The organism is Bradyrhizobium sp. USDA 4503, assembly GCF_054055815.1.
In genome coordinates this window covers 2,814,178-2,831,275 of record NZ_JBSRXS010000001.1, presented here as the reverse complement: position 1 = coordinate 2,831,275, position 17,098 = coordinate 2,814,178, and the positions used below count along the sequence as shown (strand labels likewise).

The 17,098-nt window shown below is 64.8% G+C and carries 17 protein-coding genes; 7 read left to right on the top strand and 10 right to left on the bottom strand.

Going from position 1 to position 17,098, the window contains the following annotated elements; translation table 11 throughout:
* The first annotated feature begins 9 nt into the window (after positions 1 to 9).
* On the top strand, positions 10 to 1,260 hold the full coding sequence (locus ACVMIH_RS13890) for a cyclic nucleotide-gated ion channel (RefSeq protein ID WP_456866480.1): 1,251 nt from the start codon (positions 10 to 12) through the stop codon (positions 1,258 to 1,260).
* A 92-nt stretch (positions 1,261 to 1,352) separates the two neighbouring features.
* Here the strand turns inward: ACVMIH_RS13890 and ACVMIH_RS13885 are convergent, their stop codons facing one another.
* The 3 genes from ACVMIH_RS13885 to ACVMIH_RS13875 form a co-directional block, all read right to left on the bottom strand.
* Positions 1,353 to 1,859, bottom strand: a complete 507-nt coding sequence (locus tag ACVMIH_RS13885; RefSeq protein ID WP_456862209.1) for a DUF3455 domain-containing protein — start codon at positions 1,857 to 1,859, stop codon at positions 1,353 to 1,355.
* A 30-nt stretch (positions 1,860 to 1,889) separates the two neighbouring features.
* Positions 1,890 to 3,104 carry an NADP-dependent isocitrate dehydrogenase gene (locus ACVMIH_RS13880; RefSeq protein WP_016848511.1) on the bottom strand — a complete coding sequence of 405 codons (1,215 nt, stop codon included), beginning with the start codon at positions 3,102 to 3,104 and terminating at the stop codon, positions 1,890 to 1,892.
* A 227-nt stretch (positions 3,105 to 3,331) separates the two neighbouring features.
* Positions 3,332 to 5,059, bottom strand: a complete 1,728-nt coding sequence (locus tag ACVMIH_RS13875) for an alpha/beta hydrolase family protein (RefSeq protein WP_456862208.1) — start codon at positions 5,057 to 5,059, stop codon at positions 3,332 to 3,334.
* Positions 5,060 to 5,408: 349 nt separating this feature from the next.
* Here ACVMIH_RS13875 and ACVMIH_RS13870 point away from each other — a divergent pair, with 349 nt between their 5' ends.
* Positions 5,409 to 6,608, top strand: a complete 1,200-nt coding sequence (locus ACVMIH_RS13870) for a TrmJ/YjtD family RNA methyltransferase (protein WP_456862206.1) — start codon at positions 5,409 to 5,411, stop codon at positions 6,606 to 6,608.
* A 338-nt stretch (positions 6,609 to 6,946) separates the two neighbouring features.
* Here the strand turns inward: ACVMIH_RS13870 and ACVMIH_RS13865 are convergent, their stop codons facing one another.
* From ACVMIH_RS13865 to ACVMIH_RS13855, 3 genes are all read right to left on the bottom strand, one after another.
* A complete protein-coding gene (locus ACVMIH_RS13865; RefSeq protein ID WP_456862204.1) occupies positions 6,947 to 7,792 on the bottom strand; it encodes a class I SAM-dependent methyltransferase in 846 nt (281 codons plus the stop codon).
* 188 nt (positions 7,793 to 7,980) lie between these two features.
* A complete protein-coding gene (locus ACVMIH_RS13860; protein ID WP_456862202.1) occupies positions 7,981 to 8,217 on the bottom strand; it encodes a hypothetical protein in 237 nt (78 codons plus the stop codon).
* Between the two features lie 178 nt (positions 8,218 to 8,395).
* A complete protein-coding gene (locus ACVMIH_RS13855) occupies positions 8,396 to 9,088 on the bottom strand; it encodes a glutathione S-transferase C-terminal domain-containing protein (RefSeq protein WP_456862201.1) in 693 nt (230 codons plus the stop codon).
* A 190-nt stretch (positions 9,089 to 9,278) separates the two neighbouring features.
* On the opposite strand from ACVMIH_RS13855, the gene ACVMIH_RS13850 reads away from it, so the two are divergent.
* Positions 9,279 to 9,725 carry a YybH family protein gene (locus tag ACVMIH_RS13850; protein WP_456862199.1) on the top strand — a complete coding sequence of 149 codons (447 nt, stop codon included), beginning with the start codon at positions 9,279 to 9,281 and terminating at the stop codon, positions 9,723 to 9,725.
* A 99-nt stretch (positions 9,726 to 9,824) separates the two neighbouring features.
* Here the strand turns inward: ACVMIH_RS13850 and ACVMIH_RS13845 are convergent, their stop codons facing one another.
* Positions 9,825 to 11,063 carry an ABC transporter substrate-binding protein gene (locus tag ACVMIH_RS13845; RefSeq protein ID WP_456862197.1) on the bottom strand — a complete coding sequence of 413 codons (1,239 nt, stop codon included), beginning with the start codon at positions 11,061 to 11,063 and terminating at the stop codon, positions 9,825 to 9,827.
* Positions 11,064 to 11,308: 245 nt separating this feature from the next.
* Between ACVMIH_RS13845 and ACVMIH_RS13840 the strand changes: the two genes are divergently transcribed.
* On the top strand, positions 11,309 to 12,037 hold the full coding sequence (locus tag ACVMIH_RS13840; protein ID WP_456862196.1) for an SDR family oxidoreductase: 729 nt from the start codon (positions 11,309 to 11,311) through the stop codon (positions 12,035 to 12,037).
* 16 nt (positions 12,038 to 12,053) lie between these two features.
* Here ACVMIH_RS13840 and ACVMIH_RS13835 read toward each other — a convergent pair whose 3' ends face one another.
* The 3 genes from ACVMIH_RS13835 to ACVMIH_RS13825 all read right to left on the bottom strand — a co-directional run bounded on the left by ACVMIH_RS13835 (position 12,054) and on the right by ACVMIH_RS13825 (position 14,095).
* Complete coding sequence (locus ACVMIH_RS13835) at positions 12,054 to 12,665, bottom strand: diguanylate cyclase domain-containing protein (RefSeq protein WP_456862194.1); 612 nt, start codon at positions 12,663 to 12,665, stop codon at positions 12,054 to 12,056.
* Positions 12,659 to 13,270 carry a hypothetical protein gene (locus ACVMIH_RS13830; protein ID WP_456862192.1) on the bottom strand — a complete coding sequence of 204 codons (612 nt, stop codon included), beginning with the start codon at positions 13,268 to 13,270 and terminating at the stop codon, positions 12,659 to 12,661. Before ACVMIH_RS13830 ends, ACVMIH_RS13835 begins: the two co-directional genes overlap by 7 nt.
* Positions 13,271 to 13,429: 159 nt before the next feature.
* The gene (locus ACVMIH_RS13825; protein ID WP_456785334.1) at positions 13,430 to 14,095 is read right to left on the bottom strand and encodes a TetR/AcrR family transcriptional regulator; all 666 of its coding nucleotides are present in this window, start codon (positions 14,093 to 14,095) and stop codon (positions 13,430 to 13,432) included.
* A gap of 255 nt (positions 14,096 to 14,350) precedes the next feature.
* Between ACVMIH_RS13825 and ACVMIH_RS13820 the strand changes: the two genes are divergently transcribed.
* The 3 genes from ACVMIH_RS13820 to ACVMIH_RS13810 all read left to right on the top strand — a co-directional run bounded on the left by ACVMIH_RS13820 (position 14,351) and on the right by ACVMIH_RS13810 (position 17,085).
* The gene (locus ACVMIH_RS13820) at positions 14,351 to 14,893 is read left to right on the top strand and encodes an OsmC family protein (protein ID WP_456862190.1); all 543 of its coding nucleotides are present in this window, start codon (positions 14,351 to 14,353) and stop codon (positions 14,891 to 14,893) included.
* A gap of 36 nt (positions 14,894 to 14,929) precedes the next feature.
* Entirely contained in the window at positions 14,930 to 16,081 is a 1,152-nt protein-coding gene (locus tag ACVMIH_RS13815) for an acyl-CoA dehydrogenase family protein (RefSeq protein ID WP_253589901.1), read from the top strand.
* A gap of 125 nt (positions 16,082 to 16,206) precedes the next feature.
* Positions 16,207 to 17,085, top strand: coding sequence for a sulfurtransferase (locus ACVMIH_RS13810; RefSeq protein ID WP_057018379.1), 879 nt, complete (start codon positions 16,207 to 16,209; stop codon positions 17,083 to 17,085).
* The last annotated feature ends 13 nt before the right edge of the window (positions 17,086 to 17,098 follow it).

Here is a 17,098-nt window from a genome sequence, read left to right as displayed (position 1 = left end):
GAGAGGCTGATCGTGGCGACGGCTCCGCTCAAGCCCACGATCGGCGATCCCGGGCTGCGCGACCGTATCTACGAGCTGCTCGAACGCGATGATCTGCCGCATTCGGGCGGCTTGCGGTTTGCCCGGGTCATCGTCGCCATCATCGCCGTCGACGTGCTGGCGGCGATCCTGGCCTCCGTGCCCGAGATCGACGCGCAGTTCGGCTGGCTGCTGACGACCATCGAGATCGCGGCGGTCATTGCCTTCGCGCTGGAATATGCCGCGCGGCTCTGGAGCGTGGTCGGCCACTCGCTGCGCGACATGACGCCGGCGCGGGCGCGGCTGGAATACGCCTTCTCGGCGCTCGGCGTGATCGACCTGCTGGCCTTCCTGCCGTCGGCCGTCGCGCTTGCGATCGGCGACAAGACCGCGCTGGTGCTGTTCGGCATGCTGCCGTTCCTCAAGCTGGTGCGCTATTCGACCGCGATGCGCTCGCTGCTGGCGGCGCTACATGCCGAGCGGCGCACGCTGTTCGGCTGCGTGGTGATCCTGACCGGCGCCGTGCTGCTGTTTGCCTCGCTGCTCTATGCCATCGAGCACAGGGTGCAGCCGGACAAGTTCGGCACCATGCCGCAGGCGATGTGGTGGGCGATCGTGACGCTCGGCACCGTCGGTTACGGCGACGTCGTCCCGATTACGCCGCTCGGCCGGACCGTCACGGTGGTCGCGATCGTGGTCGGCTTCGCGATGATCGCGCTGCCGGTCGCGATCATCTCGACCGCGTTCGCCGACGAGGTCCGGCGCCGCGACTTCGTCGTGACCTGGGGCATGCTGGCGCGGGTGCCGCTGTTCTCACATCTCAACGCCGCCGATATCTCCGACATCATGCGCTTGCTGCGGTCGCAGACCATCGAGGCCGGCGAGGTGCTGGTGCGGCGCGGCGATGCGGCGTCATCGATGTATTTCATCACCGCGGGCGAGGTCGAGATCGACCTGCCGAGCCAGCTTGTGCGGCTTTCCGACGGCGCGTTCTTCGGCGAGATCGCGCTGCTGCGGCGGACCAGCCGCTCCGGCACGGTGACGGCGACGCGCAAGACCAAGCTCCTGGTGCTCGATGCGCAGGACTTCCATGCCCTGATCGAGCGCATGCCGGCGCTCGCCGCGCATGTCCGGGAGACCGCGGAGGCGCGGCTTGCCGATCCGCTTGCGGCCGGCGGCGACCTGGCCGCCGCGGAGATCGCCCAGGCGCCGCGCGAGACCGACGGCGGCATCCGCGACTAGAACATCATTCCGATTGAATCGGAACGAGGCTCTCGATTCTTCGTTTGGCGCGTTTCTTCACGCGAACCGGTATCCACTTCGCTCGAAAACGCTTAGTCCCGCCGCAGGAACACGTAATCCGCCGAGTAGGCCGCGCCTTTCAGCGCGCCTGATTTGTCGCAGGCGCCGCTGAGCTCGCCGCCCGAGGTGTTGATCCGCTGCACGGTTGCGACGCCGGAGAGCAGGCCGTTCCCGCGGTGGGCGATCACCTCGAGCTTCAGCCAGGGAATATCGGCGGCGGTGGTGCCGGGTGCGCTGCCGGCGGTGCGGGCGGTCACGACACTGCCGTCGACATGCTCCCAGTTCGGACCCGCATAATGCCGGCCGACCGTGCGGCCGTCGGCGATCAGGGTCGCGACCGGTTCGCGGAACGACCAGGCGAGCTTGCCGTCGCTGACCGGCTTGCACTCATAGACCTGCACGCCCTCGGCATGGACGGTGAGGATCTTGGACTCGCCAGGCGCCGCGACGGCGTCGGGCAGGGGATCGGCAGCGAATGCCGCCGACGCGGTTAGCGAGAACGATGCGAGCACGACGGCTCTGACAAGGGCCATGGTCATGCTCGCACCTGTCTTCCCAGGATGACGGCCTCAGGCCGCGATCGCCTTCACGAGGTTGTCGGACACCTTGTCGAGGAATCCGGTGGTCGAGAGCCAGCGCTGGTCGGCGCCGACCAGGAGCGCGAGGTCCTTGGTCATATAGCCCTCTTCGACGGTGGCGACGCAGACCTTCTCCAGGGTGGTGGCGAACTTGGCCAGCGCCTCGTTGTTGTCGAGCTTGGCGCGATGGGCGAGGCCACGGGTCCAGGCGAAGATCGACGCGATCGAGTTGGTCGAGGTCTCCTTGCCCTTCTGGTGCTCGCGGTAGTGGCGGGTCACGGTGCCGTGGGCGGCCTCGGCTTCCACGGTCTTGCCGTCCGGGGTGAGCAGCACCGAGGTCATCAGGCCGAGCGAGCCGTAGCCCTGGGCCACGGTGTCGGACTGCACGTCGCCGTCATAGTTCTTGCAGGCCCAGACATAACCGCCGGACCATTTCAGCGCCGAGGCCACCATGTCGTCGATCAGGCGGTGCTCGTAGGTCAGGCCCTTGGCGTCGAATTCCTTCTTGAACTCGCGGTCGAAGACGTCCTGGAAGATGTCCTTGAAGCGGCCGTCATAGACCTTCAGAATCGTGTTCTTGGTCGACAGATAGACGGGGTAGTTGCGCATCAGGCCGTAGTTGAACGAGGCGCGGGCGAAATCGGTGATGGAGTCGTCGAGATTGTACATCTCCATCGCGACGCCGGCGCCGGGCGCCTTGAACACTTCCTTCTCGATGACGGTGCCGTCCTCGCCGACGAACTTCAGCGACAGCGTGCCCTTGCCGGGGAACTTGATGTCGGTGGCGCGGTACTGGTCGCCATAGGCATGGCGGCCGATGATGATCGGCTTGGTCCAGCCGGGAACCAGGCGCGGCACGTTCTTGCAGATGATCGGCTCGCGGAAGATGCAGCCGCCGAGGATGTTGCGGATGGTGCCGTTCGGCGACTTCCACATCTGCTTCAGGCCGAACTCCTTCACCCGGGCCTCGTCGGGAGTGATGGTGGCGCATTTGACGCCGACGCCGACCTTCTTGATGGCTTCGGCGGCGTCGATGGTCACCTGGTCGTTGGTCTCATCGCGGTATTCCATGCCCAGATCGAAATAGAGCAGTTCGACATCCAGGAACGGGTTGATCAGCTTGTCCTTGATGTACTGCCAGATGATCCGGGTCATCTCGTCGCCATCGAGCTCGACGACGGGGTTGGATACCTTGATTTTTGCCATGACGGGGAGGCCCTCTTGGGAACGGCGCGCTTTTGACGGCGGGGGTGGAAAATACGCCTGCGCTATAGCACCGCCCGGGGGCGGGCGAAAGCGCACCGGTTATGCACTTTCAGCCCATCTTTTCACCGAGAACCGCCATTCTGGACGGACCAGAATAGCGCCTCTCGGCCCTTGTTCTTGACGGGTTTTCTTCACGCGAACCGGTGCCCGCTTCGCTTGAAAACCATCTAAAACGCCGCCTGCGTCGCGGTCCCGGCCACGATGTACCAGGTCACGAACAGGCCCGCGATCAGGGCGCCCGGCAGGCTCGATCCGGTCCGCCGCCAGGTGAACGTCGCGATCACGGCGACGATCGCGAGCAGGGGCACGAACTGGATCGCGACGATGGTCGAGAGCGGCACGAAACCGGGGTCCGGGACCGGGTTGAACAGCTTCCCCGTCAGCCACAGCGTGCCGTATTGCAGCACCAGCAACACGATGAAACCGAACGTCAGCGCCAGGATGTTGGTCAGGTACAGCGCCCCGCGCGGCGCATCCATGGTCGAGAAATTCCGGTGCAGCACGTGCAGCGCCACGACGAAAAACGCCGTGAACGGAATCAGATAGATCAGGAAGATGAGGAATTGCTTCGCGCTCATCAACTTGAGTGCGACGATCCAGAAGCGGAAGTCGATCTTGAAGGCGAGGTCGGCAAGCCACAGCGCGGCGTAGCCGACCGCGACCGAAGCCAGCGCGATCACGATGGATTGACCGACGAGGCCGGCCCGGGTGGTGCGCCTTGGGGCGAAGGGCATCAGCGCCAGCGTGATCAGGCCGTTGATGATGGCCCAGACCAGGATCTGGTTGGTGATGCCCTGCGGCAGGAATGCGCTGGGGGCCACGAAGGTGCCGCCCAGCGCGAAGGCCGGATAATAGGTCAGCGCCGGGATGAAGGCGGACAGGATGAACGCCGTGGTCCAGCGCCGGCCCTTGGCAGCCTCATGCGGCGGCATGGTGCCGTCGGCAACCGCCGGCAGCCGGAGGCGGGAGAACGTCTTGGCTTCCAGCAGCCCGTCGAACGTCCCGATGACAAGGGCAATGAAACCGATGAGGGCGATGAGCGTGCCGATCTCCTTGCGGAACCAGATCTGATCGTCGACCGGGCGCGGGGTGCCGCCCTTCAACGTCTTGGCGAACCAGTCCAGGCTGTAGCCGATCGTTTCATGCGAGATGTGCTCCGCCGGATGGGTCATCGCCGGGGTGTACAGCGCCCGCGCGGTGCCGTTGGCTGGATCGCCATAGACCTTGCCCGGCTCGACCGCGCCTTGGGTGCCGAACAGCGCCCAGAGCTTCGGGCTCGTGGTGACGTCGCGGGTGAGCTGGACGCTCCACATCAGATCGGGGAATTCCTCGTACTGCGCGAACACCAGCGCGGTGTTGCGCGGCCAGTTCGCCGTGCCCTCGGCGGCGAATGGCTTGCCGGTGGACGAGCCCTCCAGCACCATCGACTTGTAGTCGTTGGGCATCGCCGCGGCGGCGGCCAGCACGGTCCAGCCGCCCATCGAATGGCCCTCGAGCCCGATATTCTCCTTGTCGACGAATTGGAGGCTGCGGAGATAGGCAAGGCCGTCAGGTCCGCCAAAACCGTTGGCGAAGGAGGGCGGGTCGCTGTAGCCATGGCCGGTCTGGTCGAGCGCCAGCACGACATAGCCACGGCGGGCGAACTCGATGGCGAAGCCGTCCTGGGTCTCGCGAGAATTGATGTAGCCGTGAACGGCGAGAATGCCGGGCGCCGGAATCTGCGCGGTCGCGTTCGGCGGGACATAGAGCAGGGCACTCATGGTGTTGCCCTTGGCGCCCTTGAACCTGACATCCTCGATCCGGATGCCGCCTGCGGTCTGCGTGAGGTGAGCGAGCAGGCCCCCCGCCACGATCAAGATCAGGCCCACAATCGCCAGCGTCCATCTGCCCCGCATCGTCGTCCCCCCAATGTGCTTTGACCCAAGTGCTTCGACCTAAAGTGCTTCGGTCCAAAGTGCCTCGCCGTTCAACCGGCGTCTCAAGCGTGCCTTTACAGCTTCGCTTTGGTTGTGGTTGATAGCCTATCCGAAGGCCAAGCGCGCACAAGCGGCGGGCCTCGTTCTGTGCGATCGGGATTCCGATTCAGGATTCGCAATCGCCGCTAACCCTGTTATCTGCTTGGAGAAATTGGTCCCGCACAAAACCGGTGCAAAGCTGGTTGCGGGGACCAGTATGAGACTTTGAATCAGCGTCCTCGGAAGCTGATTCAAAATCTTCAGACGTTGAATCAGAAAGTGAACTGAGATGTCCGGCACCGACAAGACCAAGGCAGGGCACGACCTTGCCGGTCCCGTCGTCATCCTGGTCGAACCGCAGCTTGGCGAGAACATCGGCATGGCCGCGCGCGCGATGGGCAACTTCGCGCTGTCGAGGATGCGCATCGTCAACCCGCGCGACGGCTGGCCGAACATTGCCGCCCAGCGTGCCGCCGCAGGCGCCGACCACATCATCGGTTCCGTCGAGCTGTTCGACACCGTCGAGCAGGCGATCGCCGATCTCACGCTGGTGTTTGCGACCACCGCCCGGGCCCACGACCAGGCCAAGCCGGTGGTCGGGCCGGAGGGCGCGGCGGGTGAGATCGTCGGCCATGTCGCGTCGGGCGGCGGCGCCGGCATCCTGTTCGGGCGCGAGCGCGCCGGCCTGACCAATGAGGAGGTCGCGCTCGCCAACCGCATCATCACCTTCCCGGTCAACCCAGGCTTCGCCTCGCTCAATCTGGCGCAGGCGGTGCTGTTGATGGGCTACGAGTGGTTCAAGCTGTCGACCACGGGCACGCTGCCGTTCGCGATGCCCGAGCGGTCCGAGCCGGCCTCCCAGCACCAGATGCAGGCGTTCTTCGACAACCTCGTCGCCGAGCTCGACAAGGTCGAGTTCCTGCGACCGGCGGAGAAGCGCGACACCATGCTGGTGAACCTGCGCAACATCTTCACGAGGATGGATCCGACCAAGCAGGACATGCACACGCTTCATGGGGTGGTGATGGCGATCGCCGAGGGCCGCAAGGGCCCGGCCAAGGGCGGGGTGCTCGACGGCGCCCAGGCGACGCGCTTGCGGGCGCTGCTCGCCGAGCAGGGGCAGGGCGGCGCGACCGCCGACAGCAGCAGCACGGTGCGCGGCCTCGCCCGGCTGCTCCGCCGCAACCCGACCGACGCCGAACGGACCCTGTGGCAGGCGCTGACGCGGGACCGCCGCTTCGCCGGTCAGTTCAAGCGCCAGACCCCGGTCGGCCGCCACATCCCCGACTTCGTCTCCTTCGTGCACCGGCTTGCGATCGAGCTGGTCAACCCGAACGAGAGCGAGGCCATCGGTGCCGACCGTGCCAAGCGCAGAGCCTGGCTCGAGGCGCGCGACTATCGGGTGGTCGACATGCAGGTGGCCGATGTCGAGCGCGACCTCGACGCCGAGCTGGTGCGGCTGGAGGCGGGGCTGCGGCAGGAGCGGTAGCTTACGCTGCCGTTCCGTCCGCGTCGTTCGCGTGGATTCGGGCGCGTAGCTCCCTCCACGTGTCGTCCCGGCGAAGGCCGGGACCCATACGCCGCGGCTTATGTTGTTGAAGGGACCCGTCGTTCCACCGCCACGAGACAATCAGCATTTATGGTTATGGGTCCCTGCTTCGCAGGGACGACACCGAATGTGTTGCGCGATCGTTGAGTCATGCATCCACGTTCTCGCGACTCGCTTCGCCGAGCTTTGCATCTCGTTTCGCCGCTCTGATTACAGAAGGCGCCGCGCGGCGCGGATGGCGTGGTATCTGTCTTCACGATCCAGCAGGCAGCATCTCGCTAGGCGAGTGCCGACACCAGCCACAGACCCACATGCAGGTCGCGGCCATCAGCTCCGAGGCTTGCGGCGAGCGCGTTGCGTACCGCTTCCACGGCGCGATGACGTTGATCGTCCGTGGCATTCTCGAGCAGCGCAGGCAGCGGGCCGGCCTGCGTGATGAAGGCCATGCTTTGCGCGATGTCGCCGCCATCGATCGGCACGTCGGTGGCCTTCAGCGCAATCTCGTGAAACCCGGCCTCGGTCAGGATGCCGCGAACGCGATCCTCGCGCGCGAACGAAAACATCCCGGGCGCCAATGGATCGAGCGGCGGCTGTGGCGGCACGTGCGGTCGGGCCGCCTCGATGGGTACGCGAAACCACGGCGACTCCGGCATGGTGCGAAAACAGACGAACACCAGCCGCCCGCCCGCTTTCATGCCGCTACGGATGTTGGTGAAGGCCCTGACCGGGTCATCGAAGAACATCAGGCCAAAACGCGAATACACCAGATCCGCCCAGCGCGGTTCGAAGCCGTAGATCGTTGCGTCGGCCAGCGCACAGGTCACGTTGCCAAATCCCGCCTCGGCGACACGATGCTTGGCCAGATCCAGCATCGGGACCGAGATATCGACACCCACCACAGCACCCGACGGACCAACAACCTTGGCGAACGCCAACACTGTGTCACCGGTGCCGCATCCGATATCGATGACACGCTCACCCGGCTTTGCCGCCGCGGCACCCAGGCTGACGTTGGTGACCGACGTGAAGACTTCGCTGATCACGGCTTGCTGCGAAACCCATGAGTGCCCCATGGTGCTGTTCCAGAACTCTGCTCCCCGTGGGTTTGGCGTAGGTGTCTGCATTTGATCAATCTCCTGGTGCTGAAAATGGAGTGTCGTCTGAAACAAACTGCACAAAATTCCAGATCGAACGCGAAGCTGAAATCTCCGTACCGGGCATTAGCGAATTGCAGCCGACGTGCTTTGCATCTCGGCTCTAGGCCATCAGGACGTCTTCGCGCGATCCGCATCTGATCGATGCTGGACGGCGCTCAGGTGGTGCATTCATTGCCGCCGCCCTTCGGCTTGGAAATCGGAGGGATGCAGCTACCGAAGCGTGGATCGAGCGGATCGTTGCGCGACCTCATTCTCGCAAAAATATAGAGCGCCGCCAGTGCGAAGGCGCCGAGCAACAGCAGGCCCCATGCAGGTGGCGGACCTGCAACCAAAAGCACTGCTGCTCCAACGAGGACTAACGCGATAATGCCCGAAGACAGTTTTGAAGCCATGACCGGCTCCGCAGTTAGCGCAAGGACGGGATACTACCCCCGAAATCGATCTATTGGCGAGAGGCCGGCTGCGACACGCCAGCGCAGATATTTCCACCTGCGCCGTGGACGGAGCAACGGCCTGTTCGCTCACCGCCGCGAAGGTCACTATCGAGTTAGAGGTTGAGTTCGCCCGGGCTCACGTACTCACTGCCGCGTGGATGGCGCAGCAATGTTGTACCAGGGCGTCGTGCGAGACCACGAATTGCTTCAACGGCGTCTCGATGTCGTAGAAGTAGATATTGGCCACGAAGCCATAGATGCCGGCATCGATGGTCGTCGGCCTGTCGCCATGCACATAGCCACGGCTCGGGATCAGGCTCGCCAGTGCAGCGAGATCGGCGAGCCCGCGGGCCATCGCGGCGTCGGGCTCGAAGCGGCCGATACCCTGGTAATAATAGCGCTGGGCGTTGAACTCCTTGGCCTTCATCAAGCCGTCGTCGGTGAGGGCTGGATGCTCGCGCTTGAGCGCGTCGCGGAATTGGGGCCAATAGCGCGCGTCCTGCCAGCGCGAATAGGACATCACCCAGTAGAGATCGTCGAGCGTCCGCGTGACGAGGAGGTTGGTCGTGCGCTGCGCCGGCGTCAGCGCGGCATCCAGCGTCACGTCATATTTTCCGGTGACATAGGCGAGGATGGTCTCGCTGTCGCCGACAGTGTCGTCGCCGTCGACGACATAGGGCAATTGCTTGCGCGGTGCCTTCGATGCATCGAAAATATGTTCGTGCCGGAACGGCACGCCGGCGAGCTTCAGAAAAGCGAATACCTTCAGACCATAGCCATTGTTGTCGGCGACGCCGAACAACGGCGGATACGAATAGAGCGTGAGCATGATGGCTCGCCACGTTCGAGGTCACTACAGGCTACCTCAGAATCCGTCGGTTGGATACGTCGGGCAGGCAAGCCCGCCTGTTGCGCCGCAACGCCTGAAACGATTGCCTACAATCCGTAGTTGATGTCTTATTGTCGTCCTCGTCCCGGGTCGGGCGATTTTTACGGACATTTTTCAGGGAGGAATTGCGATGCTGCGGACGTACTTCTCATGCCTGTTCGTGACTGCCTTTTCGCTGTCTGCAATGGCCGCCGACGGTGATCCAAAGCAGAAGGCCGAAGCGAATGCTTCCGAATATGCGGCGAGTTTCAACAAGCAGGATGGTGCGGGAATTGCCACGCTGTTCGCGGCCGGTGGCATCCACGTCAATCCCGCGGGGCCGCGCTCCGACATTGCGGAGTTTTATCAAGGCGCCTTCAAGGCCGGGTTCGACCATGAGGAAATCACGGTGGACCAGGCATGGCCATTGGGCTCGGACATGGCGCTCGCCATCGGCGGGTATCGCATCTCGGGCAAGAACCAAAGCGGCGCGCCTATCGAGACAGCGGGCATCTGGACAGCAACTTACGTGACCGAGGGAGGCAAGCTCAAAATTCGCTTGTTGTCGGCGATGCCCAAGCCGCCGCCTCCGAAGTAGCAGGGGCATCCCCATGGATGATACCGCCGCGCGCTTCGGCGCGCGGTTTCGACGAAGCCTACGGGCGCATTTTGCGCCGGCGGTGCACGCCCCGGACGATCAGGCCTTCGAAATGCCGCCGTCGATCACCGGTCCCATCGGCTCGTAGCGCTCGCCGCTGAAGCGCACCAGTTGCAACTGCTCGAGCGGATAATAGTCTGATGGCGAGGTGTTGATCCGGATGCCGGGCAGCAGCATGTCGGAATCGAAATCCTTCAGGTTGGCCGCCTGCTTGATGATGCTTTCGGACGAGACGTCGTCGCCGCACTGCTTGAGCACCTGGACCAGGATCTGGCTGGTGAGATAGCCGGTGACCGCGTAGATGTCGTTCTTGGCGGCGGCCGGATCATATTTGTCGAGGAACGCGCGCCATTTCTGGATGGCGGGATCGCTGTCCCAGGCGGCGTCGACGGGATCCTTCAGGTAGGCGCTCGAAATGATTCCCTTGGAGACGTCGAAGCCCGCGGCCTTCAGCGTCGAGCCGGCGGAGGAGGCGTTGTTGCCGATGTAGTGCGCCGGCTGCCAGCCGAGCTCGGCGATCTTCTTGATGCCTTGGGCGGCGAATTTTGGTGTGGTCATGCTCATGAACACGTTGGCGCCGGCGGATTTGCAGCGGACCACCTGGCTGTCGATGGTCGGGTCGGCGGTCTCATAGGACAGCTCCGCCACGATTGCGGACGTCCTGGCGCCAAGTCCGTCCTTGAAGCCCTTCAGCACGTCGCGGCCGAAATCGTCGTTCTGGTAGACGATGCCGATTTTGGGATCGTGCTGTGTCGACAGCACATGCTGCGCGAAGGCGCGGCCCTCGATCTGGTAGCAGGGCTGGAAACCCATGGTGTAGGGGAAATTCTTGTAGTCGCCGAACTTGGTCGCGCCCGAGGCAATGAAGAGGTGCGGGACCTTCTTCTGGTTCATGTACTTCATGATCGCCGCGTTGGTCGGCGCGCCGAGCGGCGCAAACAGCACGTCGATCTCGTCGCCTTCGACCAGCTTGCGCGCCTGCTCGACAGTCTTGGCCGGGCTGTAGGCATCGTCATAGGTGATATACTTGATCATGCGGCCATTGATGCCGCCTTGCTCGTTGATCATCTTGAAATAGCCGCCGGGGGTGCGGCCGATCGACGAATAGACCGCGGCCGGTCCCGAATAGGCGTCGATGTTGCCGATGACGATCTCGGTCTTGCCCTCCGTCTTGCCTCTGGCGATCGCGGGCCTGCCGAGCAGCAGCGCGGCTGACGTGGCCGCGGCGCCCTTGATGAGATGACGGCGCGATAGCCGGGGCGAACGGTTCCTTGTCATTGTAGTCCTCCGCTTCTTCTTGTTGGCCGTTTTGGCATTATTGGCCGTTTGGCAGCCTCTGACGGGCGTGTCGGCGCGCAGCATTCCACAGCGGTGCTTTGGGACTTGTGTGCAGTCGCTACCATCTGAAATTTTCGCGCGATGTCAGCCGCGGAGGCCGCGTTCCCCCATCCTCGGTTACCGACATGCCGTCCGGGATTGCTATACTGCGGCGACTGTCGTGGTGATCTCAGCAGGGTGGACCGATGGCGAAAGTGTTGGAAGGCAAGGTGGCGGCCGTGACCGGGGCGGCGTCGGGGATTGGACTGGCGAGCAGCGCGGCGATGCTGGCCGCGGGCGCGCGCGTGGTGATGGTCGACCGCGATGCCACCGCGCTGCAAGCGCTCGCCCGCGAGCACGGCGATGCGGTGGTCCCGCTGGTGATCGACCTGCTCGATCCCGCGCAGTGTGCAACCTTGCTGCCCAAGGTGCTCGGGAAGGCCGGCCAGCTCGACATCCTGCACGCCAATGCCGGCATCTATGTCGGCGGCGACCTCGTCGATGCCGACACCGCGGCGATCGACCGGATGCTGAACCTCAACGTCAACGTCGTGATGAAGAACGTGCACGACGTGCTGCCGCACATGATCGCGCGCGGCACCGGCGACATCATCGTCACGAGCTCGCTCGCCGCGCATTTCCCGACGCCGTGGGAGCCGGTCTATGCGTCGTCGAAATGGGCGGTCAACTGCTTCGTGCAGACGGTGCGGCGCCAGGTGTTCAAGCACGGCATCCGCGTCGGCTCGATCTCGCCCGGGCCCGTGATCAGCGCGCTGCTGGCGGACTGGCCGCCCGAGAAGCTTGCGGAGGCCAAGGCGGCCGGAAGCCTGCTGGAGGCCAGCGAAGTCGCCGAGGTCGTGATGTTCATGCTGACCCGGCCGCGCGGCATGACGATCCGCGACGTCGTGATGCTGCCGACGAATTTCGACCTGTAACGGCGAGCGCCGCGCCTCAGGCGGCGCTGCGATCGGTGGCGGGCGCCGGGCTGTGCTGCGTGAGGCGGCGCAGTGCGGCGACATTGGTCGCGACGGAAGCCATCCGGCACCGCGCCTTGCCTTCGGATTTCGCCTCGTACAGCGCGGCGTCGGCGGACGCCAGCAGCTGTTCGGCCTCGGTGCCGTGCTCAGGCGACACCGCGATGCCGACGCTGACGCCGACCTCGGCCGAGATGCCGCCCGCGAGCTGATAGGGCATCGTGACGGCCTGGATGATGCGCTGGCCGGCCGTGAGCGCCTGTTCCGCCGTGACGCCGCTGACCAGCACCACGAACTCGTCGCCGCCGAGCCGTGCGATTACCGCGGTTTCGGGCAGCGCGCGCCGCAGCCGCTCCGCGGTCAGCATCAGCACCTGGTCGCCGGCGGCGTGGCCATAGGTGTCGTTGACCGGCTTGAAATTGTCGAGGTCGAAGAACAGCAGCGCAAAGGGCCTGCCATTCCCGGCGGGAGCCGCCAGCTTCGTGTTCAGCGCCGCGACGAAGCCGGCGCGATTGCGCAGGCCGGTCAGGGTGTCGTGATGGGCAAGATGGCCGTTCTCGCGCTCGGCGCGCATGGTGGCGATCAGCATCTTGTGAGACGGAAGGCCGCCACCGTCATCGCCGTGAGATACAGCGGCACCTGCATGACGACGATGAAGAGCAGCGGCTCGCCGGCAAGGGCCGCGCCCGGAACGATCGGGCCGAGGCTGAGCAGGATCATGGTGCCGGCAAGGCGCGGGGCGCTGAAATTGCGGAAGCAGATGCCGCCGACCATCGCTGCCGCCGATAGCGAAGCCAGCAGCGCAACCACCCAGTCGCCGCTTGCGAGGCTGATCAGGATGCCGAAGCCGACGCTGGCGCTCCAGGCGACTGCAAGCAAGAGATGCAGATCGGTCGGGGTCGGCCGCTGCTCGCGCGCGGCGCGATGCGCAACCACGAGCACGGCGAGGCGCGAGAGGCAGATGACGAGTTCGAGGACGACCCAGGTGATGAACAGCGCGGTCGGCTCGCGGATCGCAATCACGGCTGCGACTGCGACCGTATTGACCGCGCCAGCCGCAAACACCGGCAGCGAGCCGTAGAGATCCCCGATCAGCGCCGCGCGGATGTCGTCAGGGACGCCCGGTCCGGCGTCGGCGAGCCAGCGCGTCACGCCCCAGCGCGGCTGGCTGTATCGTCCTTTTTCGGACTGCATTGTTCTTGCCTCGTACTTTCACCGCGCAACTGACCCGGCCGGACCTAACAGGCGTTTAAGGCCGGCCCCGATCGCGCGGCGTGATTGACGGCAGGTAAACCCGGCGGGCGATCGCGCCGCAGAAATACCGACGCGGGAGGTCGCGATGCGGCCGTTGCGTTACACGGCGAGGAGCTGTTGTTCGGCCGCGCCGCCGGCGCGCTTCGGCTTCTTCGCCTTGGCCGGCGCGAACAGATTGCTGGCGGCAAGGCCCGCGGTGTCGGCGACAGTCGGATCGCACGACACCATGGCCGCGACGATGGCGCCGTCGATCAGAAGCGCGAGCTGGTGCGCGAGCACGGCCGGCTCGGCCGCGCCCATCTCGCCGGCGAGCTTCTCGATATGCGCCAGCACCACCTTCTTGTGCTTCAGCGCGATGTTGCGGAACTGCTTGGCGTCCTTGTCGTGCTCGGCGACCGCGTTGATGAAGGGGCAGCCGTAGAAGCGCTCCTCGGCGAACCAGGTCTTCAGGGCAGGGAAGATCCGCGACAGCTTGGTCTGCGGATCGCCGCCGCCGGCCTCGATCGCGCCGATGAACCATTCGCGCCACTGGCGGCCTTCGCTCTCCAGCACCGCATGCACGAGGTTGGTCTTCGAGCCGAACAGCTTGTAGAGCGTCGTCTTCGCGGTTCCGGCCTCGTCGATGATCGCATCGATGCCGGTGGCGTTGATTCCGTTCTTGCAGAACAGATGGGTTGCGGCGTTCAGCAGGCGCCCGCGCGCCGATTCATCGTCGCCGGCGGTGAACGCCGCGGCAGTTCTTTTCTTCGCAAGCGATTTGGCCATGCACGTCAGTAAATCGGAGCGCGGCAGAATCATCAAGTCGCATCTTCATGCCCCTATCGATGCGCTGAAAATCATCGCGGTCGCGCGCCATTTGCTTGGCGATTGAGCAGCCGCGCCCTGATCAATCCGCAGGCAGCCCCGCTTAAGCGCCTGCGGGATTTCGGCTTTTGATTTGCGGCAGGACTGGCACGCTTCGTGCAGGAAACAGACCGTTCGGTATCCTGACCAATTCCATCGCTCCCAGGGAGAAAACTGATGACCGCTGTCGCCCAGAAAACCGCACTGACCGGCTGCCTCGCGCCGATCGACAGAGGCGGGCTCGAGCAGCTGATTGCCAACGGCAAGGCCAACCCGAAGGTGATCAAGACCTTGAAGTGCAAGACGGTGGCCGAGGGCAAGTTCCGCCACGCCAACTACATCCGCAACCTCGCGCCCTACATCGTCGACGAGCCGCCGGGCCTGCTCGGCGACGACACCGCGCCCAATCCCTCCGAGGCCTCGCTCGCCGCGCTTGGCTCCTGCCTCGCTGTCGGCCTGCACGCCAACGCCGTGCATCGCGGCTGGATCGTCAACAAGCTCGAGCTCGAGCTCGAGGGCGATCTCAACATCACCGCGGTGTGGGGCACCGGCGACGTCAGCGAGAAGCCGGTCGGCTTCACCGACGTCCGCGTCAAGGTCGACATGGAGTGCGAGGGGGTCTCGCAGGACGAGATCGACGCGCTGGTCGCGCATGTGAAGAAGTGGTCGCCGGTCGCCAACACCTTCACCCGTCCCGTCAATCTCGAGGTCAGCGCGTAAGCGCCCGACCGGCAATTCAAGGTGCGGAGATCATCCATGGGTTCACTGGCTTTGTCGCGGGTCGCAGCTCAAGATCCCGCACCGACCATTGCGGACGAGGTTGCCCGCCTTGCCCGTCAGGAGCTGGCGCCGCTCGCAGCCGCGGTCGATGCCGGCTCGGTCTATCCCGGCGAATTCCTGCGCCGGCTCGGCAAGGTCGGCGCCTGGAGCAGCCATGTGCCGCAAGAGGGTCCTGCCGACCTGCGCTGGGCCATCCAGTCGATGGCCGCGCTCGGCGAGGTCTGCGGCGCCACCGCCTTCATGGCGTGGTGCCAGAACACGCTGGTCTGGTACGTCGCCAATTCCACCAACATGAAGCTCGCCGCGCGCTTCGGTGACTGCTTCGCCCGCGGGCGCGCGCTCGGCGGCACCGGGCTCTCCAACCCGATGAAGAGCTTCTTCGGCATCGAGCGGCTGAAGCTGAAGGGCCGCAAGGTCGAGGGCGGCTACATCGTCCGCGGTGCGCTGCCGTGGGTGTCGAACCTCGGGCCCGGCCACTACTTCGGCACGATCTTCGAGCGCGAGGACGAGGGCACCAAGGGCGAGCCGGGCAGCATCGCAAGCGGCGAGCTGGGCAGCACCGTGATGTTCCTCGCCGACTGCTCCGATCCCGCGATCACGCTGACGCCCTGCAAGCCGTTCCTGGCGATGGACGGCACCGGCACCTATGGCGTCCAGTTTCGCGACGTGTTCGTGCCGGACGAACTGATCCTGGCCGAGCCGGCTGCGCCGTTCGTCAAGAAAATCCGCGCCGGCTTCATCCTGTTGCAGGCCGGCATGGGTCTTGGGCTGATGAAGGATTGCATCAACATCATGGACGAGGTTCATGCGCCGCTCGGACACGTCAACCGCTATCTGCCGCAACAGCCGCTGCAATTCCGCGAGCTCCATGCCGAGTTCGAGAAGGAGGCGATGGCGCTGGCAAGCGACCCCTACAATGCCGATGACAGCTACTGGCGCCGCGTCGTCGCACTGCGACTGCGGATCGGCGATGCCAGCGTCGCGTTCGCGCATGCCGCGATGCTCCATTGCGGCGCGCGCGGCTACCTGATGAGCCACCGCGCCCAGCGCCGGCTGCGCGAGGCCTATTTCGTCGCCATCGTCACGCCCGCCACCAAGCAGCTGCGCAAGATGCTGGCGGACGGCTGAAGCATGATCCGGAAAAGTGGAAACCGGTTTTCCCTCGCGACAAACGCGGAACGCGTTTGCGCGGAGATCATGCTCAAACAAGTTCGGGACCACCACAACTGCAACCACAGACAGGAGAGGCTGCCATGACGGACGTTCTGATCACCGCCGGCGAACTTGCCGAGCTCGTCAAGAAAGACCCGTGTGTCATCATCGACACGCGAAATCCGGATGCCTATGCGGCCGGCCATTTGCCCGGTGCCGTCAATGTGCATGACATCTTCACCTTCCTTGCGACCTCGACGCCGGAAGGCATCCACGAGCTGAAGACCAAGTTCGCTGATGCGTTCGGCGCCGCCGGTCTCTCCGGCAAGGAGACCGCGGTGATCTACGAGCAGTCGATGAATTCCGGCTTCGGCCAGTCCTGCCGCGGCTACTACCTGCTGACGATGCTGGGCTATCCCAGGATCAAGGTGCTGCACGGCGGCTTCGATGCCTGGAAGGCGGCCGACCTGCCGGTGACCACCGACGTTGCGGTGCCGGCGAAGGCCGCCTTTGCGATCGTGCCGGAGGCCGGCGATATCATGATCGACGCCAAGGCGATGCTGGCGGCGGTCGGCAAGCCCGGCGTTGCGATCCTCGACGTGCGCGACGTCGACGAGTGGATCGGCGAAAGCTCCTCGCCCTATGGCAAGGATTTCTGCCCGCGCAAGGGCCGCATTCCCGGCGCGGTGTGGCTGGAATGGTACCGCATGATGAAGCCGACCGCCGAGGGCCCGCGCTTCAAGTCGAAGGATGAGATCCTGGCGGAATGCGCCACCGTCGGCATCTCGCAGACCACGCCGGTCTATCTCTACTGCTTCAAGGGCGCGCGCGCCTCGAACACCTTCCTGGCGCTGAAGAATGCCGGCGTGAAGGACGTGCGGATGTACTTCGGCTCCTGGAACGAGTGGTCGCGCGACCCGTCGCTGCCGATCGATGAGGGCTTGCCGACCGCGCCGGTCGTCACCGGCAAGGCGGCATAGAACCTGCATGTTT

What these genes read in the sequence shown, in the direction of transcription:
- ACVMIH_RS13885 (WP_456862209.1), bottom strand. Translation starts at nt 1,859, where the DNA reads ATGACCATGGCCCTTGTCAGAGCCGTCGTGCTCGCATCGTTCTCGCTA.
- ACVMIH_RS13880 (WP_016848511.1), bottom strand. Translation starts at nt 3,104, where the DNA reads ATGGCAAAAATCAAGGTATCCAACCCCGTCGTCGAGCTCGATGGCGAC.
- ACVMIH_RS13875 (WP_456862208.1), bottom strand. Translation starts at nt 5,059, where the DNA reads ATGCGGGGCAGATGGACGCTGGCGATTGTGGGCCTGATCTTGATCGTG.
- ACVMIH_RS13870 (WP_456862206.1), top strand. Translation starts at nt 5,409, where the DNA reads ATGTCCGGCACCGACAAGACCAAGGCAGGGCACGACCTTGCCGGTCCC.
- ACVMIH_RS13865 (WP_456862204.1), bottom strand. Translation starts at nt 7,792, where the DNA reads ATGCAGACACCTACGCCAAACCCACGGGGAGCAGAGTTCTGGAACAGC.
- ACVMIH_RS13860 (WP_456862202.1), bottom strand. Translation starts at nt 8,217, where the DNA reads ATGGCTTCAAAACTGTCTTCGGGCATTATCGCGTTAGTCCTCGTTGGA.
- ACVMIH_RS13855 (WP_456862201.1), bottom strand. Translation starts at nt 9,088, where the DNA reads ATGCTCACGCTCTATTCGTATCCGCCGTTGTTCGGCGTCGCCGACAAC.
- ACVMIH_RS13850 (WP_456862199.1), top strand. Translation starts at nt 9,279, where the DNA reads ATGCTGCGGACGTACTTCTCATGCCTGTTCGTGACTGCCTTTTCGCTG.
- ACVMIH_RS13845 (WP_456862197.1), bottom strand. Translation starts at nt 11,063, where the DNA reads ATGACAAGGAACCGTTCGCCCCGGCTATCGCGCCGTCATCTCATCAAG.
- ACVMIH_RS13840 (WP_456862196.1), top strand. Translation starts at nt 11,309, where the DNA reads ATGGCGAAAGTGTTGGAAGGCAAGGTGGCGGCCGTGACCGGGGCGGCG.
- ACVMIH_RS13835 (WP_456862194.1), bottom strand. Translation starts at nt 12,665, where the DNA reads ATGCTGATCGCCACCATGCGCGCCGAGCGCGAGAACGGCCATCTTGCC.
- ACVMIH_RS13830 (WP_456862192.1), bottom strand. Translation starts at nt 13,270, where the DNA reads ATGCAGTCCGAAAAAGGACGATACAGCCAGCCGCGCTGGGGCGTGACG.
- ACVMIH_RS13825 (WP_456785334.1), bottom strand. Translation starts at nt 14,095, where the DNA reads ATGGCCAAATCGCTTGCGAAGAAAAGAACTGCCGCGGCGTTCACCGCC.
- ACVMIH_RS13820 (WP_456862190.1), top strand. Translation starts at nt 14,351, where the DNA reads ATGACCGCTGTCGCCCAGAAAACCGCACTGACCGGCTGCCTCGCGCCG.
- ACVMIH_RS13815 (WP_253589901.1), top strand. Translation starts at nt 14,930, where the DNA reads ATGGGTTCACTGGCTTTGTCGCGGGTCGCAGCTCAAGATCCCGCACCG.
- ACVMIH_RS13810 (WP_057018379.1), top strand. Translation starts at nt 16,207, where the DNA reads ATGACGGACGTTCTGATCACCGCCGGCGAACTTGCCGAGCTCGTCAAG.